This window comes from Actinoallomurus oryzae (genome assembly GCF_039541955.1).
Taxonomy (GTDB): domain Bacteria; phylum Actinomycetota; class Actinomycetes; order Streptosporangiales; family Streptosporangiaceae; genus Actinoallomurus; species Actinoallomurus oryzae.
Genome location: NZ_BAABHF010000046.1, coordinates 358,576 through 373,424 on the forward strand (window position 1 = coordinate 358,576; position 14,849 = coordinate 373,424).

Annotated in this window: 18 protein-coding genes; 12 read left to right on the top strand and 6 right to left on the bottom strand. The window is 72.2% G+C overall.

Features of this window, described 5'->3' with window-relative positions; translation table 11 throughout:
* Positions 1-89 precede the first annotated feature (89 nt).
* The 6 genes from ABEA10_RS38000 to ABEA10_RS38025 all read left to right on the top strand — a co-directional run bounded on the left by ABEA10_RS38000 (position 90) and on the right by ABEA10_RS38025 (position 5,018).
* Positions 90-1,190, top strand: a complete 1,101-nt coding sequence (locus tag ABEA10_RS38000) for a carboxylate-amine ligase (protein ID WP_345472383.1) — start codon at positions 90-92, stop codon at positions 1,188-1,190.
* Between the two features lie 24 nt (positions 1,191-1,214).
* Positions 1,215-2,222, top strand: coding sequence for an iron-containing redox enzyme family protein (locus tag ABEA10_RS38005; RefSeq protein WP_345472385.1), 1,008 nt, complete (start codon positions 1,215-1,217; stop codon positions 2,220-2,222).
* Positions 2,223-2,339: 117 nt separating this feature from the next.
* The gene (locus tag ABEA10_RS38010; RefSeq protein WP_345472387.1) at positions 2,340-2,993 is read left to right on the top strand and encodes a HemK2/MTQ2 family protein methyltransferase; all 654 of its coding nucleotides are present in this window, start codon (positions 2,340-2,342) and stop codon (positions 2,991-2,993) included.
* Entirely contained in the window at positions 2,974-3,249 is a 276-nt protein-coding gene (locus tag ABEA10_RS51405) for a CDGSH iron-sulfur domain-containing protein (RefSeq protein WP_425551015.1), read from the top strand. The genes ABEA10_RS38010 and ABEA10_RS51405 overlap by 20 nt, the downstream gene beginning before the upstream one ends.
* 133 nt (positions 3,250-3,382) lie before the next feature.
* The gene (locus ABEA10_RS38020) at positions 3,383-4,414 is read left to right on the top strand and encodes a sigma-70 family RNA polymerase sigma factor (RefSeq protein WP_345472389.1); all 1,032 of its coding nucleotides are present in this window, start codon (positions 3,383-3,385) and stop codon (positions 4,412-4,414) included.
* 58 nt (positions 4,415-4,472) lie between these two features.
* Complete coding sequence (locus tag ABEA10_RS38025; protein ID WP_345472391.1) at positions 4,473-5,018, top strand: dihydrofolate reductase family protein; 546 nt, start codon at positions 4,473-4,475, stop codon at positions 5,016-5,018.
* 87 nt (positions 5,019-5,105) lie between these two features.
* Here the strand turns inward: ABEA10_RS38025 and ABEA10_RS38030 are convergent, their stop codons facing one another.
* On the bottom strand, positions 5,106-5,573 hold the full coding sequence (locus tag ABEA10_RS38030; protein ID WP_345472393.1) for a DUF1707 domain-containing protein: 468 nt from the start codon (positions 5,571-5,573) through the stop codon (positions 5,106-5,108).
* Between the two features lie 167 nt (positions 5,574-5,740).
* Here ABEA10_RS38030 and ABEA10_RS38035 point away from each other — a divergent pair, with 167 nt between their 5' ends.
* On the top strand, positions 5,741-6,694 hold the full coding sequence (locus ABEA10_RS38035; protein WP_345472395.1) for an NAD(P)-dependent oxidoreductase: 954 nt from the start codon (positions 5,741-5,743) through the stop codon (positions 6,692-6,694).
* Positions 6,685-7,191 (top strand): GNAT family N-acetyltransferase, encoded by a 507-nt coding sequence (locus ABEA10_RS38040; RefSeq protein WP_345472396.1) that lies wholly within the window; start codon positions 6,685-6,687, stop codon positions 7,189-7,191. The genes ABEA10_RS38035 and ABEA10_RS38040 overlap by 10 nt, the downstream gene beginning before the upstream one ends.
* Here the strand turns inward: ABEA10_RS38040 and ABEA10_RS38045 are convergent.
* Positions 7,151-7,738 carry a TetR/AcrR family transcriptional regulator gene (locus ABEA10_RS38045; protein ID WP_345472398.1) on the bottom strand — a complete coding sequence of 196 codons (588 nt, stop codon included), beginning with the start codon at positions 7,736-7,738 and terminating at the stop codon, positions 7,151-7,153. The genes ABEA10_RS38040 and ABEA10_RS38045 overlap by 41 nt on opposite strands.
* 151 nt (positions 7,739-7,889) lie before the next feature.
* Between ABEA10_RS38045 and ABEA10_RS38050 the strand changes: the two genes are divergently transcribed.
* Complete coding sequence (locus tag ABEA10_RS38050; RefSeq protein ID WP_345472400.1) at positions 7,890-8,282, top strand: VOC family protein; 393 nt, start codon at positions 7,890-7,892, stop codon at positions 8,280-8,282.
* A gap of 6 nt (positions 8,283-8,288) precedes the next feature.
* Here ABEA10_RS38050 and ABEA10_RS38055 read toward each other — a convergent pair whose 3' ends face one another.
* The 4 genes from ABEA10_RS38055 to ABEA10_RS38070 are packed head-to-tail and all read right to left on the bottom strand — an operon-like array spanning position 8,289 to position 12,655.
* Positions 8,289-9,554, bottom strand: coding sequence for a cytochrome P450 (locus tag ABEA10_RS38055; RefSeq protein ID WP_345472402.1), 1,266 nt, complete (start codon positions 9,552-9,554; stop codon positions 8,289-8,291).
* 5 nt (positions 9,555-9,559) lie between these two features.
* The gene (locus ABEA10_RS38060; protein WP_345472405.1) at positions 9,560-9,760 is read right to left on the bottom strand and encodes a ferredoxin; all 201 of its coding nucleotides are present in this window, start codon (positions 9,758-9,760) and stop codon (positions 9,560-9,562) included.
* A complete protein-coding gene (locus tag ABEA10_RS38065; protein WP_345472407.1) occupies positions 9,757-11,271 on the bottom strand; it encodes a flavin-containing monooxygenase in 1,515 nt (504 codons plus the stop codon). The genes ABEA10_RS38060 and ABEA10_RS38065 overlap by 4 nt, the downstream gene beginning before the upstream one ends.
* A 43-nt stretch (positions 11,272-11,314) precedes the next feature.
* Complete coding sequence (locus tag ABEA10_RS38070; protein ID WP_345472409.1) at positions 11,315-12,655, bottom strand: cytochrome P450; 1,341 nt, start codon at positions 12,653-12,655, stop codon at positions 11,315-11,317.
* Positions 12,656-12,793: 138 nt separating this feature from the next.
* On the opposite strand from ABEA10_RS38070, the gene ABEA10_RS38075 reads away from it, so the two are divergent.
* The 3 genes from ABEA10_RS38075 to ABEA10_RS38085 all read left to right on the top strand — a co-directional run bounded on the left by ABEA10_RS38075 (position 12,794) and on the right by ABEA10_RS38085 (position 14,768).
* Positions 12,794-13,468 (top strand): TetR/AcrR family transcriptional regulator, encoded by a 675-nt coding sequence (locus tag ABEA10_RS38075; protein WP_345472411.1) that lies wholly within the window; start codon positions 12,794-12,796, stop codon positions 13,466-13,468.
* Complete coding sequence (locus ABEA10_RS38080) at positions 13,459-13,926, top strand: nuclear transport factor 2 family protein (RefSeq protein ID WP_345472412.1); 468 nt, start codon at positions 13,459-13,461, stop codon at positions 13,924-13,926. Before ABEA10_RS38075 ends, ABEA10_RS38080 begins: the two co-directional genes overlap by 10 nt.
* An 89-nt stretch (positions 13,927-14,015) precedes the next feature.
* A complete protein-coding gene (locus ABEA10_RS38085) occupies positions 14,016-14,768 on the top strand; it encodes a choice-of-anchor P family protein (RefSeq protein ID WP_345472414.1) in 753 nt (250 codons plus the stop codon).
* Positions 14,769-14,849 lie beyond the last annotated feature (81 nt).

Genomic DNA, 14,849 nt, shown 5'->3' on the forward strand with positions numbered 1-14,849 from the left:
GGAGTGCAGGTGGCCATCGGCGCCGTACGGGCGGGGACTCCTTCCGTGGATGGAACCTCTTCCGTTCGGAGCCGGGAAGGTGCGGTCTGGTGGGCAGGAACGGTCGGACGATGGGGGTCGAGGAGGAGTTCCTCCTGGTCGACCCCGTCACCCGCCGTACCTCGCCGCACGCGGCGGCGGTGCTCGCCCGGGCGGCGAAGGCGTCGCTGCCGGAGGTGGCGTTCCAGGCGGAACTGGTCGCCACCCAGGTCGAGGCCGCGACCGGCGTGTGCGATGACCTGGAGACCCTCCGCCGACAGCTCGGGGCCGCCCGTACCTGCCTGTCGAGCGCGGCGCGGGCCGAGGGAGTGCGGCTGGTCTCGACGGGCAACCCGGTCCTGCCCGGCCGCGCGGCGCCGTTCATGCCCGGCGCGCACTACGCGCGGATCGCCGACATCCTGGCGGGCACGGTCGTCGGCCACGAGGCCTGCGGGTGCCATGTGCACGTCGGCGTCCCGGACCGCGAGCTGGCCGTCGGCGTGCTGAACCATCTGCGGCCCTGGCTGCCGACGCTGGTCGCGCTGTCGGTCAACTCGCCGTTCGACCATGGGCGCGACTCGGGGTACGGGAGCTGGCGGATCCAGGCGCAGGCGCGGTTTCCGGGCGGCGGCGTTCCGCCGAGGTTCGCCTCCGCCGCCGCGTACGACGAGTTCCTCGACCGCATGGTCGAACTCGGCGTCCTCGCGGACCGGGCGACGACGTTCTGGCTGGCCAGACCCTCGCCGAGGCTGCCCACGATCGAGGTACGGGCGAGCGACGCGGCGGCGACGGTCGACGAGGCGGTGCTGCAGGCGGCCCTCGTACGGGCACTCGTGGTGACCGCCCTCGGTGAGCTCGCCGGGGGCAGGGAGGCGCCGCCGGTCGGCGAGCAGTTGTGCACGGTCGCGCTGTGGTCGGCGGCCCGTTACGGCCTGACCGGCCAGGGCATCCACCCGATCGAGGAGCGCCGGACGACCGCCCGGGACCTGCTGGAAGAACTCCTGCGCCGGATCCGCCCCGCCCTGGAGGAGACCGGCGACCTGCGGGCCGTCCGCGCCCTGATCCGCAAGATCGGCTACGGCGGCACCGGCGCGGCCCGCCAGCGCATCGCCGCCGTCCACGGCCTGCGAAGCGTCGTCGACATGCTCGTCCAACAAACGGGCCGCCCCTGATGCTGTCAGGGAGGGAGGGACATCGTGACGTCGAATATCGTCATCGCTCCGCTGTTGCCGGAGGCGCGTGGGCCGCTGTCGGCGGCGGTCGTCTCCGCGCTGCGGGACGGCACGCCGGCCTCCGTGGTCAGGTTGGATGCGGCCCTCTTCGGAGCGGATCCCTTCGGTGAGGATCTGCAGCTCGCGCTCTACACCTGTTACGAGCTGCACTATCGCGGTTTCGACCGGGTCGATCCTGAGTGGGAGTGGGAGCCGGGGCTGCTGCGGCTGCGGGCCGGGATGGAGCGGGTCTTCCTCGCCGCGATCCGTAGGGAGGTCCCGGGGGGCGACGACGTGGATGCCGCGCTGCGCCGGGTGACCGCCGAGGCCACCGAGCCGGCGGGGGTGAGTGCCCACCTGCGGGATCACGGCGAGTGGTGGCAGTTGCGCGAGTACCTGGTGCACCGCTCGATCTACCACCTCAAGGAGGCCGACCCGCACGCCTGGGTGATACCGCGGCTGCGCGGGCAGGCGAAGGCCTCGCTCGTCGCCGTCGAGTACGACGAGTTCGGGGGCGGGCGCGGGGATCGGATGCACGCGCGGCTGTTCGCGGAGCTGATGCGGGAGACCGGGCTCGACCCCGCGTACGGGCGCTATCTCGACATGGTTCCCGCCGTGACGCTGGCGACCGTGAACATGATGTCGCTGTTCGGCCTGCACCGGGCTCTGCGCGGAGCGATGGTCGGCCACTTCGCGGCCGCCGAGATCAGCACCCCGCCCAGCGCCCAGCGGTTGGCCGACGCCCTCGAACGCCTGGGCGCCGGGCCACGTGCCGGTGTGTTCTTCACCGAGCACGTCGAGGCCGACGCCGTACACGAGCAGGTCCTGCGCCGCGACGTCGTCGGAGACCTCCTCGCGGCCGAACCGTACCTGGCCGAGGACGTCGTACTCGGCGCGCAGGCGACCGCGATGCTGGAGGACCGGCTGAGCGGCCGGCTGCTCGGCGCCTGGCGCGCAGGCGAGTCGTCGCTCCGCGCCCCCGTCCTCGCCTGATCCTGTTCCGATCGGCGGGCCGCGCGGTCGCGGTTCATCGCGAACCCAAGCGGTCCCCACGGCTTCTTGAACCGCCGCCTGCGTATTTGTGCACCGTAAATGCGGTATGTGCTGTTCGTGTGGCTTTTCAGGCCGCCGGGCGTCTATCGACCGCAGGGTGACACCTGGCTTCTGGCCGAGGCCCTGCGCACCGTACGGCTCGGAGCCAGGGTGCTGGATGTCGGCACCGGTACCGGAGCCCTGGCGCTCACCGCCGCGCGCAGCGGTGCCGGCCAGGTGATCGCCGTGGACGTGTGCGCCCAGGCCGTGTTCTGCGCACGGGTCAACGCGTGGCTCCGGAGGCTTCCCGTACGGGTGGTCCAGAGCGATCTGGTGGACGCCGTCCGCGATGAGGTGTTCGACCTCATCCTCGCCAACCCGCCGTACGTCTGCTCCACGGCCACCGACCCCGCCCGGCCGCGCGGGCCCAGACACGCCTGGGACGGGGGTGCCGGCGGGCGGGTCGTCCTGGACCGTCTCTGCGCGACGGCCCCCGCGCTGCTGGCCCCGGGCGGCACGCTGCTGATCGTCCAGTCGGCGCTGAGCGGGATCGACAGCACCGTGGACCTCCTCCGTACGGCCGGCCTGCGCGTGACGGTCGGGCCGCGCCGCCGCCAGCCGTTCGGCCCGGTGATGATGGCCCGGGCCCGCGACCTGGAGGAACGCGGGCTGATCTGCCCCGAACAGCGCTATGAGGAACTGGCGGTGATCCGTGCAGAACGGCAACGATGAGCCGCCCTCGGACCCCGGCGCGGCGTCATACGAACAGCCCGACGCGACGCCGTGTGGGCACCGCGGCGCGGTCCGCAGGCGCGTGGTCGTCGTGCCGGCCGGGCCCATCCTGGTCGAGGGACCGGTCGAGATCGTGCTCGCCGACGGGACGACGGTCGTCTCCGACCGCTTCATGGTCGCGATCTGTGCCTGTGGCCGGAGCCGGCGCTTTCCGCTGTGCGACACGAGCCACCGCCGCCGCCCCCGCCGACGCTGAGGGGGCGCCGGGCCAGAGCGTGAACCTCGGCTCGTATGTCGATGCTCACGGCTACCGTCAGGGATCCGGTGACGATACGGTCGCGCCTTCCGCCCTCGCGGTGAAGGCGGTGTCGCGGGGCGAGGAGGGACCGATGGGTACGGCGGATGACGGCGTGGCCGCCGCTCGTGCGGGCGACGAGTCGGCGTTCACGGCGCTCGTCGAGCGCCATCAGCGGGAACTGCGGGTGCACTGCTACCGGATGACGGGCTCACTGGAGGAGGCCGAGGACCTGGTGCAGGAGACCTTCCTGCGTGCGTGGAAGAACCTCGATGGCTTCGCGGGCCGCTCGACGTTCCGCGCCTGGCTGTACCGCATCGCGACGAACGCCTGCCTGGACGCGCTCGATGGGCGGGCGCGCCGGGCGCTGCCGCACCACGTCGAGGGGCCCTCCGACCCGAGAGCCGGCCGCCCGCCGCGTACGGACATCGCCTGGTTGCAGCCGTTTCCCGACCGGCTGGCGCCGGCCGATGCCCAGCCGGAGGCGGTGGCGGTGGCCCGCGAGACGATCGAGCTGACCTTCCTGGCCGCGATCCAGCGGCTGCCGCCGAGGCAGCGGGCCGTGCTGATCCTGCGCGATGTCCTCGGCTGGCCGGCCAGACAGACCGCCGAGCACCTCGACGGCAGCGTGGCGTCCGTGAACAGCGCGCTCCAGCGGGCTCGCGCGACGATGCGCGAACACCTGCCCGAACGCCGCCTCGACTGGCGGGCGGCGGCCGAGCCCACACCACGGGAGCGCGCGGTGCTGCGGAGGTACATGGACGCGGTCGAACACGCCGACGTGACCGCGATGGCCGGTCTGCTGGCCGAGGACGTACGGACGACGATGCCGCCGTACCCGATGTGGTTCCAGGGGCGCGGCGCCGTACTGGCCGCGCTGGCCGAGGGCTGGAACCCGGCCTCTCCGGCGTACGTGGGGCGGTTCGCGATGCTGCCGGCCGCGGCCAACCGGCAGCCGGCCGCGGCGGCCTATCTGCGCGAGCCTTCATCACCGGTCTACCGCGCCGCCGCGATCGGCGTCCTGCGGATTGAGGGGGACCTGATCGTGGAGGCGACCGCGTTCCACGATCCCGGCCTGTTTCCGGCGTTCGGCCTGCCGCTGGAACTGCCGTCCGCGCACCGATGAGTTTCTCCGCGGCCCGCCGTCTCAACGGGGTACCCGACCGCCTTCATGGAGGTACCTCATGGGAAAGCTGCTGTACTCGGCCACGATGTCCCTCGACGGCTTCATCGCCGGTCCCGGTGGGGACATGTCCTGGCTCACACGCCACCTCGGCCCGAACCCGGAGATCGACGAGCTGATCGGCCGGATCGGCGCTCTTCTCGTCGGCCGCCGCACCTTCGGCGGCGACGACCCGCACCGGGGGACCGACAAGGAGGGCAAGGCGTTCGGCGGCGGCTGGGAGGGACCACAGTTCGTCCTCACCCACCACGCGCCCGAAACGGTGATCCCGGGCGTGACGTTCGTCGGTGACCTGCACACCGCCGTCAAGGCCGCCAAGGCCGCGGCGGGCGACAGGTACGTCAGCATCCTCGGCGCCGACGTCGCCCGGCAGTGCCTGGAGGCCGGAGTGCTGGACGAGATCCTCATGATCGTCGCCCCGGTGATGCTCGGCGACGGCGTCCGCATGTTCGCCCGGCCGGACGGGGACCCGGTCGACCTCGAACAGATCCGCGTCACCGAGCTGCCGCACGTGACCAACCTGTGGTTCCGCGTACGGTCCTCGTGAGAGACACGCCGCCGCGCTGATCGCCGTGTCCGGAGCAGGGCGGCCCACCGGCGTCGGGGGTGCCGGTGAGCCGTGTGCCCGGTGTCGTCAGCCCTGGGAGGTGCCGATGGCGCGGGCCGGTTCCGGGGCCGGGCGGTAGTACGTCTCGGTGAGCCACCACAGCGGGCCGGCCACGAACGGGCCGGTGACCAGCGTCCACAGCCACCACGGTTCGGTCCAGTGGAAGCCGATCAGACTGATCAGCGTCCAGATGGCGAACTGCACCGCCGTTCCGGCCAGCCACAGGGCGCTCACTCCGCGCAGGGCGTTGACCAGGCCGGAAGGTGCGGCTCCTCCCGGTACGACGCGCATCGCCCGGCGGAGGTCGCCGCGGGTACGGGCGTTCGCGACGCGGGCGAGGGTGGTCTTGGCGCGCTCGTCGTCCAGCGAACCGGCGTACGCGGCGTCCTCGACGCGGTGGCGGGCGTGGTCGCGTTCGGTCTCGTCCAGCGCGACCTGGTCGGGACGCAGCAGCCGCTGGGTCAGTGTGGCGATCTCGCGCAGTTCGACGTTCATCGTGGGTCTCCTCTGTTCGTTCCGGCGAGACCAAGCCTCCAGCGGCGACCTGGTCGGCGCCCTGGCTCCAGGAGGCGTCCTCGGGTGCGGCTGGGCGGCCGGCCGCATGGTGTCGCCAGGTCCACCTGCGTCACGCGGCATGGACTATGACGAGTGTCATGATTATCATGACGAGCGTCATAACGGGGTTCGCGGGAGGACGCATGGACATCGGGTTCGCCGGCTTGGGGCTCATGGGGCGGCCCATGGCGCTCAACCTGGCCCGCGCGGGCACGCCGCTCGTCGTCTGGAACCGTACGGCCGCCAAGTGTGAGGAGCTCCGTGCCGCCGGCGCGCGGGTCGCCGCGAGTGCCGCCGAGCTGTTCGCCCGTGCCCGGACCGTCATTCTCATGCTCGCGGGCGAGGAGGCCGTCGATCAGGCGCTGGCCCGGGGCACCCCGGACTTCGGCGCGCGCGTCGCCGGGCGCACGATCGTACCTATGGGCACCACCTCGCCCGCGTACTCGCGCGGGCTTGAGGCCGACGTCCGTTCCGTCGGCGGCGTCTACGTCGAGGCCCCGGTCTCCGGGTCGCGTACGCCCGCCGAGGAGGGACGGCTCGTGGCCATGCTGGCCGGCGACGAGGCCGCGGTGCGCGCGGTACGCCCGTTGCTGGCGCCCATGTGCCACGAGACGACCGTCTGCGGGGCGGTCCCGGGCGCCTTGTACATGAAGCTCGCCGTCAACCTGTACCTGATCACGATGGTCACCGGCCTGGCCGAGGCGGCCCACTTCGCCGAGCGGCACGGGCTGGACCTGCGGCGGTTCGTGGAGGTGCTCGACAAGGGGCCGATGGCGAGCCCGGTCTCCCGGGGGAAGGCTCACAAGCTCCTCGACCAGGACTTCGCCGCCCAGGCGGCGGCCGCCGACGTCCTGATGAACAACCGGCTGGTCGCCGGCGCCGCGCGTGAGTCCGGCCTAGCCTCGCCGCTGCTGGACGTCTGCCACGCGCTGTACGAGGAGACCGTCGCGATGGGCCACGGCGGGGCGGACATGGTCGCGGTCGTCCGTGCGATCGAGGAGCGTACGGCCCGGCGCGCCGCCGCCACGCCCGCGGGCCGAGGGGGGAACGCATGGCCGTGATCCGGGCCGTCCGGACGGGGGACGCCGCGGCGCTCGCGGCGATGTTCGGGCGCTGCTCGCGTGAGACCCGCTACCGCCGCTTTCACGGTCCCGTCGCCGAGATTCCAGCGTCCTACCTGCGGCGCTGTCTCGACGGGCCGCATCGGGCCTTCGTCGCCGAACCCACGGGCGGCGACATCGTCGGCCTCGCCAGCTCGGGTCCTGCCCTCGACGACCCGTGCGTCCACGAGGTGGGTGTCCTCGTCGAGGACGCCTGGCAGCGCCGGGGCGTCGGAGGGCTGCTGCTCGCCCGGCTGTTCGCCGACGCGTACGCCGCCGGGGTGGAGCGGATGCGCTTCGAGCTCTGCCGGTCGCAGCCGTCCCTGATCGCGTACGTGTACGCGCGCGCGGACGTCGTGGCGAGCAGCGCGTCGGGCTGTGACCTGACGGTCGACGTGGCCGTTCCGGTGCCGCCGCTCAGCCGGCGTAGGAGTCCAGCACCGGCGCGAGCTCGCTGACGACGGTGTCGAGCCGGCCGACGTCGCGGCACACCCGCGCCAGCATGATCGCGCCCTCCAGCGCACTGATCATCAGGGTGGCCAGGCCTCGTGCCCGCTCGGCCGGCACGCCCATGCGCACCAGCTCGTCCACCACGGCCTGCTCCCAGCGGCCGGCGGCGGCGCGCAGCGGTTCGTTGACCGGAGAGTCGCCGCCGGCCAGCTCCGCGGCGGTCGCCATCATCGGGCAGCCGCGCTCGTAGCGGCGCGCGGTCAGTTCCTCCCGCCACTGCCGCGCCATGTGCGCGAACAGCCCGGACGGCGACGGACTCTCGGCGTGCCGCCCGTACGAGGTGACCCACCGCGCCGCGTAGTCGGCGGACCAGGCCAGCGCCTCCCCGACGAGCTGGTCCTTGCCGCCGGGAAAGTAGTGCTGGAACGACCCGCGGGGCGCGTTCGCGTGCGCCACCACGTCGCGTACGCCGGTCGCCGACACCCCGCGCGACCGCACCAGCTGCGCGGCGCTGTAGACCATCCGCTCCCGCGGCGGCCGCTCCTCGCCCGACACGGACTCCCACCTTCCATGACGTATGTCATAGAGAGTAGTCGACCCGCGCCATCCGGTCAGGGTAGGCGAGAGGACGCGTGGCCCGTGGGCCCGCCGGCGCCCGCTGATCGTCGGTTGGGCTTTCGGGTCTCTCACTGGAAGGTTGGTGACCATGGACATCAACTGCGTGATCGTCGACTCCGTCGACCCGGACCGGCTGGCGGCCTTCTGGAGCGAGCTGCTCGACCGGCCGGTGACCGGACGGATCGGGCCGTACGTCTGGCTCAAGCGCAGGAACGGACTGGGCGTCGGCTTCCAGCGCACCGACGGCTCCAAGGCCGGGAAGAACCGGCTGCACCTGGATCTGGAGTCGGAGGACCCGGCCGCCGAGCAGGCGAGGGTGGAGGCGCTGGGCGGACGGCGGCTGACGGAGTACGACCCCGGAGGCTTCCTCGTCATGGCCGATCCCGAGGGGAACGAGTTCTGCATCATCCCCCGAGGCTCGTTCGAGCTCGACGACGAGGGGAATGCCGACTACCTGACCGACGCCCCGGAGGCCACCTGACCCCCGTCAGCCGACCCGGACGGGGAGCGTACGGGGGCCGCGGACCTGGCCGGCGGCCCAGGTCACCGCGGACGGGTCGTCGAGGGTGAAGACCGGGATCCGTTCGAGCCAGACCTCCAGGGCGACCCGGAGCTCCATGCGCGCCAGGTGCGAGCCGACACAGCGATGGATGCCCAGCCCGAACGCCGCGTGCCGGTTGACCTCCCGGTCGATCACGACCTCGTCGGCGCGGTCGAACTGCGCGGGGTCGCGGTTGGCGGCGGGGAAGGACAGCAGCACCCAGTCGTCGGCCTTCATCTGGGCGCCCGACCAGTGCGTGTCCTCCTTGACCAGACGCGCCATCGTGACCGGTGCGTAGGCGCGGAGGAACTCCTCCATCGCGGTGGGCAGCAGGCCGGGTTCGGCGACGAGGCGCTCGCGGTCGGCGGGGGTCTTGGCCAGGTGCCACAGCGACGCGCCGATCGCGCTCCAGGTCGTGTCGATGCCGGCGATGAGCAGCAGCGCCATCGTGCCCGCGACGTGGGACGGCGCCAGCTTCTGACCGCCGAACTCGGCGTCGACGAGGTAGGTCGTCAGGTCCTCGCGGGGGTTCGCGACGTGGTCGCGGATCTGTTCGAGCAGGTAGTCGAACAGCTGCTCCATCCGGGCGATGCGCTCCTCCGGCGGCAGGTTGACGCCTTCGAGCGTGTTCTCCACGAACTCGCGGAACCGCGGCCCGTCCTCCGGAGGGAAGCCGAGCATGTCGCCGATGACGCGCATCGGGATGTGCTGGGCGTAGTCGCGGGCGGCGTCGATGACGTCCTGCCCGGCGAACCCGTCGATGAGGGAGTGGCAGAACGCCCTCGTGGCCGGCTCCAGCCTCCCGACCGCGGTCTTGGTGAAGGCGGGCAGGAGCAGCTTGCGCGCGTCCCGGTGGAACGGCGGGTCGGAGGAGATCGGCGGCGTGCCGCCCACCGGCGCCAGCTCACGAGGCGGCCGGAAGTTGCTCATGATGATCGACCGCGAGGAGAAGTGCTCGGTGTCGTACGCGATCGCCGCGACGTCCTCATACCGCGTCGGCAGCCACCCTCCGCCGAACCGGTCGGTGTGCGCGATCGGGCAGCGCTGCCGCAGGTCGTCCAGGATCGGGTACGGGTCGGCGGCCCACTCGGGCTCCAGGTGGGAGAAGTCGGTCGCCCAGTCCGCGACCGGGCCGGTGACGATCTCGCTGCGTGTGCCGAGCGGCTGGTCGTCCCGCAGCTCCGCGTAGTTCTTGGCGAACCGGTCGGTCATGTCGGTCAGCCCTCTTCGAGGAGGTCGATCGCGCGCTCGGGACAGTTCGACGCGGCCAGGCGCGCGTCCGGCTCCCGGCCCGCCGGGACGACGCCGTCGCCGAGGACCGTGCCGTAGCCCTCGTCGTCGTCCCCGAACACCTCGGGGGCGAGGTCGTAACAGCGGCCGTGCCCTTGGCAGCGTCCGGTGTCGATCTGTACTTTCACGGCGTCGTCTCCTCTGCGTGCGTGTCGGTGATGGAAGACCGGGCACCCGGCTCCGAGGTCACGGACCGGCGGGAGAACCGGAGCGCTCCGTCGTCGATGCGGCCGTACCGCAGCTTGAGCACGTCGTGCGCGTAGCTCATGCCGAGCCGCCACGGAGGCCGCGACCCGGCCTTGGGGAACTCATCGATGGAGCGCAGTACGTACCCGGCCTGGAAGTCCATCAGCGGGCGTTCGGTCACGGTGGGGTCGTCGTTGTCCGGGACGCACCGGTCGTACCCGTGGGCGTCCATGTGGCGCAGCAGCCGCACGACGTACTCGCTGACCAGGTCGGCCTTGAGAGTCCACGACGCGTTGGTGTACCCGATCGTGAAGGCGAAGTTCGGCACGCCGCTGAGCATCATGCCCTTGTACGCCATGGTCTCCGGCAGCGCGACGTCACGGCCGTCGACGGTGAGGCGTACGCCGCCGAGCGGCAGCAGCCGCAGGCCGGTGGCGGTGACGACGATGTCGGCCCTCAGCTCGGTGCCGGACGCGAGACGCAGCCCGGTCTCGGTGAACTCCTCGATCCGGTCGGTGACCACCGACGCCCGTCCGTCGCGGATGGCGGCGAACAGGTCACCGTCGGGCGCGACGCACAGCCGCTGGTCCCACGGCTGGTAACGCGGTTTGAAGTGGGTGTCGACGTCGTACCCCGGCGGCAGCAGCCGCGCCGTCGCCCGGCGGATGATCGACCGGACCACGCGCGGCCGGCGGCGGCTGAGCCGATAGAACAGCGAGGTCGTCACGACGTTCTTCCACCGCGTGACCGGGTACGCGCGGCGGTCCCCGAGCAGCCGCCGCAGAGCGCCCGCGATCGCGTCCTCGGACGACAACGCGATGATGTACGTCGGCGAGCGTTGCAGCATCGTCACCCGGGCCGCCCGCTCGGCCATCGCCGGCACGAGCGTCACGGCCGTCGCGCCGCTGCCGATCACGACGACGTCCTTGCCGGTGTGGTCGAGGTCGTCCGGCCAGTGCTGCGGGTGGACGACGGTGCCCCGGAACCGCTCGACGCCGGGGAAGTGCGGCGTGTGGCCGGCGTCGTAGCGGTAGTAGCCACTGCAGGCGTACAGGAAGCGGGCGGTCAGGCGTACCGTCTCGCCCTCGTGGACCGCCTCGACCGTCCAGCGGGCGTCCGCGCCGGACCACTCCGCGCGGACCACCCGGTGCCCGAACCGGATGTGCCGGTCGATGCCGGCCTCGGCGGCGGTGGCGCGGATGTAGCGCAGGATCGACGGGCCGTCGGCGATGGCCTTCGCCTCCGTCCACGGCCGGAACCGGTACCCGAGGGTGTTCATGTCCGAGTCCGACCGTACGCCGGGGTACCGGAACAGGTCCCAGGTGCCGCCGATCGCGTCGCGCGCCTCCAGGATCGTGTAGGTCCGTCCGGGAAAGGCCGACTGGAGGTGGTACGCCGCGCCGACACCGGACAGGCCCGCTCCGATGATCAGGACGTCGAAGTGCTCGGTCACCAGGGCACCCTCCTTGTCGCGGGTACCGCCACGGCACTCGTCGTCATGGCCGCGCCTCGGCCGTCACGGTGGCGGGCGGCGACGCGGGGGACCGCCGGCGGCGTACGACCGCGAGGCCGCCCTTCGCCGGAGCGTTGGCGACGCCGCGCGAGTGCCACCGCTCGTCGCGTTCGGCCGTCGGCACCAGCGTGAAGTCGCGCAGCAGCGTGCGCAGGGTGACGTTCATCTCCATGGTCGCGAACGCCGCGCCGACACAGCGCCGCGTGCCGCCGCCGAACGGGATCCACTGGTGCAGGTCCGGCTTCGCGTCGAGGAAGCGGTGCGGGTCGAAGGCCCGCGGGTTCGGGAAGATCGACTCGTCGTCGTGGATCAGCGAGATGCCGACCAGAACCGTGGACCCCTTCGGCAGGACCCATGGCCCGAGGTCGAAGACGTCGGCCGTCACCTTCCGCCCGACGAGGTCGATGACCGGGCGGGTGCGCTGCACCTCCAGGATCGTCGCCTCGCGCAGCGCGTGGCCGCCCGCGTCGTTCTCCGCGACGAGCTCCCCGAGCAGGTCCGGGCGCCGGCGGAGCCGTTCGACCGCCCAGGCGAGGGTGGTCGCCGTCGTCTCGTGCCCGGCGACGAGCAGGGTGAGCAGCTGGTCGGCGATCTCGCCGTGGCTCATCCGGGAGCCGTCCTCGTAGCGGCTCTGCAGCAGCAGCGCGAGGACGTCGTCGCGCCGGTCGAGGTCGTCCTGCTCCGCCTTGGAGATCAGCTTCTCGACGATCGCGTCGTACTCCCGGCGCGCGATCCAGAACCGTCCCCAGGGACTCCACCGGCCGAGGTCGACCTTGGGCAGGGGCAGGACGGCCAGCCGGGAGCCGAGCGCGACGGCCGACGGGAGCAGCGTGCGCAGCCGGGCGAACTCGGCGCCCTCCGCGCCGAACACCGCGCGCAGGATGGCGTTCAGCGTGATGCGCATCATCGACGGCAGCGTGGCGAACGCCTGGTCCTGCGGCCAGGAGGCCATCTCGCGCACGGCCTCCTCCTCGATGATCTCCTCGTACGCGGCGAGCCGGCGGCCGTGGAAGGGCGGGACCAGCAGCTTGCGCTGCTTGCGGTGCTCCGCGCCGGTCAGCGCGAAGAGCGAACCGGGCCCGAGCACGCGCCCGAGGTTGGGCTCGACGTTCTCCACGACGTCGGGCGCCGCGGTGAACAACTGCCTGACCTGCGCGGGGGCGCTGATGACCGTGGCTCGGCCGAAGACCGGCACGTTGACGGAGAACGCGTCGCCGTACCGGTCGCGCATGCGCCGCATCCCGCGCATGGGAGCGAGAAGGGAGAAGAGGCCCTGCAGGAACCGGGGGCTCGGCGGGCCAGGAGGGAGCGTCGCGGTCGTCATGTCCGATGGCACCTTCCCCAGGGGGTACGCGACGGTACCAGCCGCACGGTACGCCGCCGTACCATCTGGTTCAAGGCCCCATGCCCGTACGATCGGGTTCAAGGCCTCGTGCGAGGTGAGAGGTATAGCGTGAGCCCGATGACGACTGTCCGGCGCCTTCAGGGCGAGACGGCGACCGCGGACGACGACGCCGGCCGCTTCCGCCGCCGGCTGCTCGACGGCCTCGCCACGTCCATCAAGGAACAGGGCTACCGCAACACCACGATCGCCGACATCGTCCGCCGCGCCCGCACCTCCCGGCGGACCTTCTACGAGTACTTCTCCAGCAAGGAGGCCTGCTTCGTCGCGCTGCTCACCGCCGCGAACGCGGAGATGATCGAGCGGATCCTCGCCGCCGTCGACCCGGCCGCCCCGTGGAAGGTCCAGGTGCGCCAGGCGATCGAGGAGTGGATCGACTGCGCGGAGGCCGAACCCGCCATCATGCTGAGCTGGATCCGCGACGTACCGTCCCTGGGCGATGCCGCACGCCGCCTCCAGCGCGACATGACCGAGGCGTTCATCGCCATGATCCAGACGCTCTGCGACACCGACGAATGGCGCGCCAACGGCCCCGGCCCGGTCTCGCGGCAGCTGACCATCATGCTCCTCGGCGGCCTGCGCGAACTCACCGCCATCACGGTCGAGGACAGCGGTCGCGTACGAGACGTCAGCGAGGTCGCCGTCCAGGCCTCGATCGCCCTCCTGGCCCACCGTCAGCCGGCGGGCCGGGGCGAAGACAGGGACGGCGGCCCGGAGGAGCGACCGTGCCCCTGACTCCATCCGTGCCTGCCCGGCCCGACCCGGCCGCGAGCCATCGGGCCATCGAGAATCTCATCGCGCGGTACGCCGAACTCGTCGACGGCGGTGACTTCGCCGGTCTCGGTGAGCTCCTGGCCGGCGCCACCTTCACCGGTAGCGGGTCACCCGTGAGCGGAGCGGACGCGATCGAGGAGATGTTCCGCCGCACGCTGATCGTGTACGGCGACGGCACGCCCCGGACCAAGCACGTCACCACCAACGTCATCATCGAACTCGACGACGACACGGCCGCCGCGCGGTCGTACGTCACCGTGTACCAGGCGCTACCCGAGCTGCCCCTTCAGCCCATCGCCGTCGGGCGTTACCACGACCGGTTCGCCTGCGACGGCACGAGCTGGCGGTTCACCGAGCGGCGCGTGCACATCGACCTCGTCGGGGACGTCAGCCGGCACCTGCGGGCGGCGGCCGGATAACGGCGAGGAGATCCAACCGATTGGTACACCGGCGTACCGTTCGACTGGTACGGTCGGGTACCGCCTCTCTCCGTCCCCCGGGAGAAATCATGCGCGCGACGCGTCTGACGAAGTACGCGGCCCTCGCCGGCGCACTGGCCGCACCTCTGTCGGTGGCGAGCCCGGCCTCCGCGTCCGGCCCGGCGAGTTCGGCCTACGGCATCTACGCCGGCGGCGCGCTGGCCATTCCGGCACAGCCGGCGGTGACCTCCGCGACCCAGCCGTCCCGCAAGGCGCTGGAGCTCCCGAAGAACCCGGTGTTCAACCTCGCGCTGTTCACCGTGGAGGCCAAGGGCCACCACGCGTCGGCCAGCGTCCTGGACCTGAAGCTGAGCCATCCCGGGCTCAAGACGAAGCTCCCCACCGGGCTGCTCTCCGCCCAGACGATCGCCGCGAAGTGCGACAACGGCGTCGGCTCGGCCCACCTCGCCGACATCTCGGTGGCGGGCCACGACGTGCCGATCGGCGGCCCGCCCAACACCGACATCGTCATCCCGACGCGTGGCTTCGGCCTCCGCGTGACGCCCGACAAGCAGGTCCAGAACCCCGACGGCACGCTGACGGTCATCGCCCTGGAACTGGACATCTCGATCGGCAGCAGCATCCAGACCATCGACCTCGCCTCCGCCACCTGCGGACGCGCGGACGGCAAGCCGGCCCCGACCCCGACCGTGCCCGGCACGAAGAGCTCCTCCTCGTCCGAGTCCGACTCGGCCGCCGCCGGCGGCACGCCGTCCACGGTGCCCGTCAAGGAGGCGCCGCGTCCCACTCCGGTCCCGATGGACCTCCCGGTCACCGGCTGAGCGCGGGACGGTAGGAGAACAAGCCCGGCGAGCGAACGTCGGTGGCTGATCGCCGGACCGGCTCTCGCTCAGGGGCGGGGC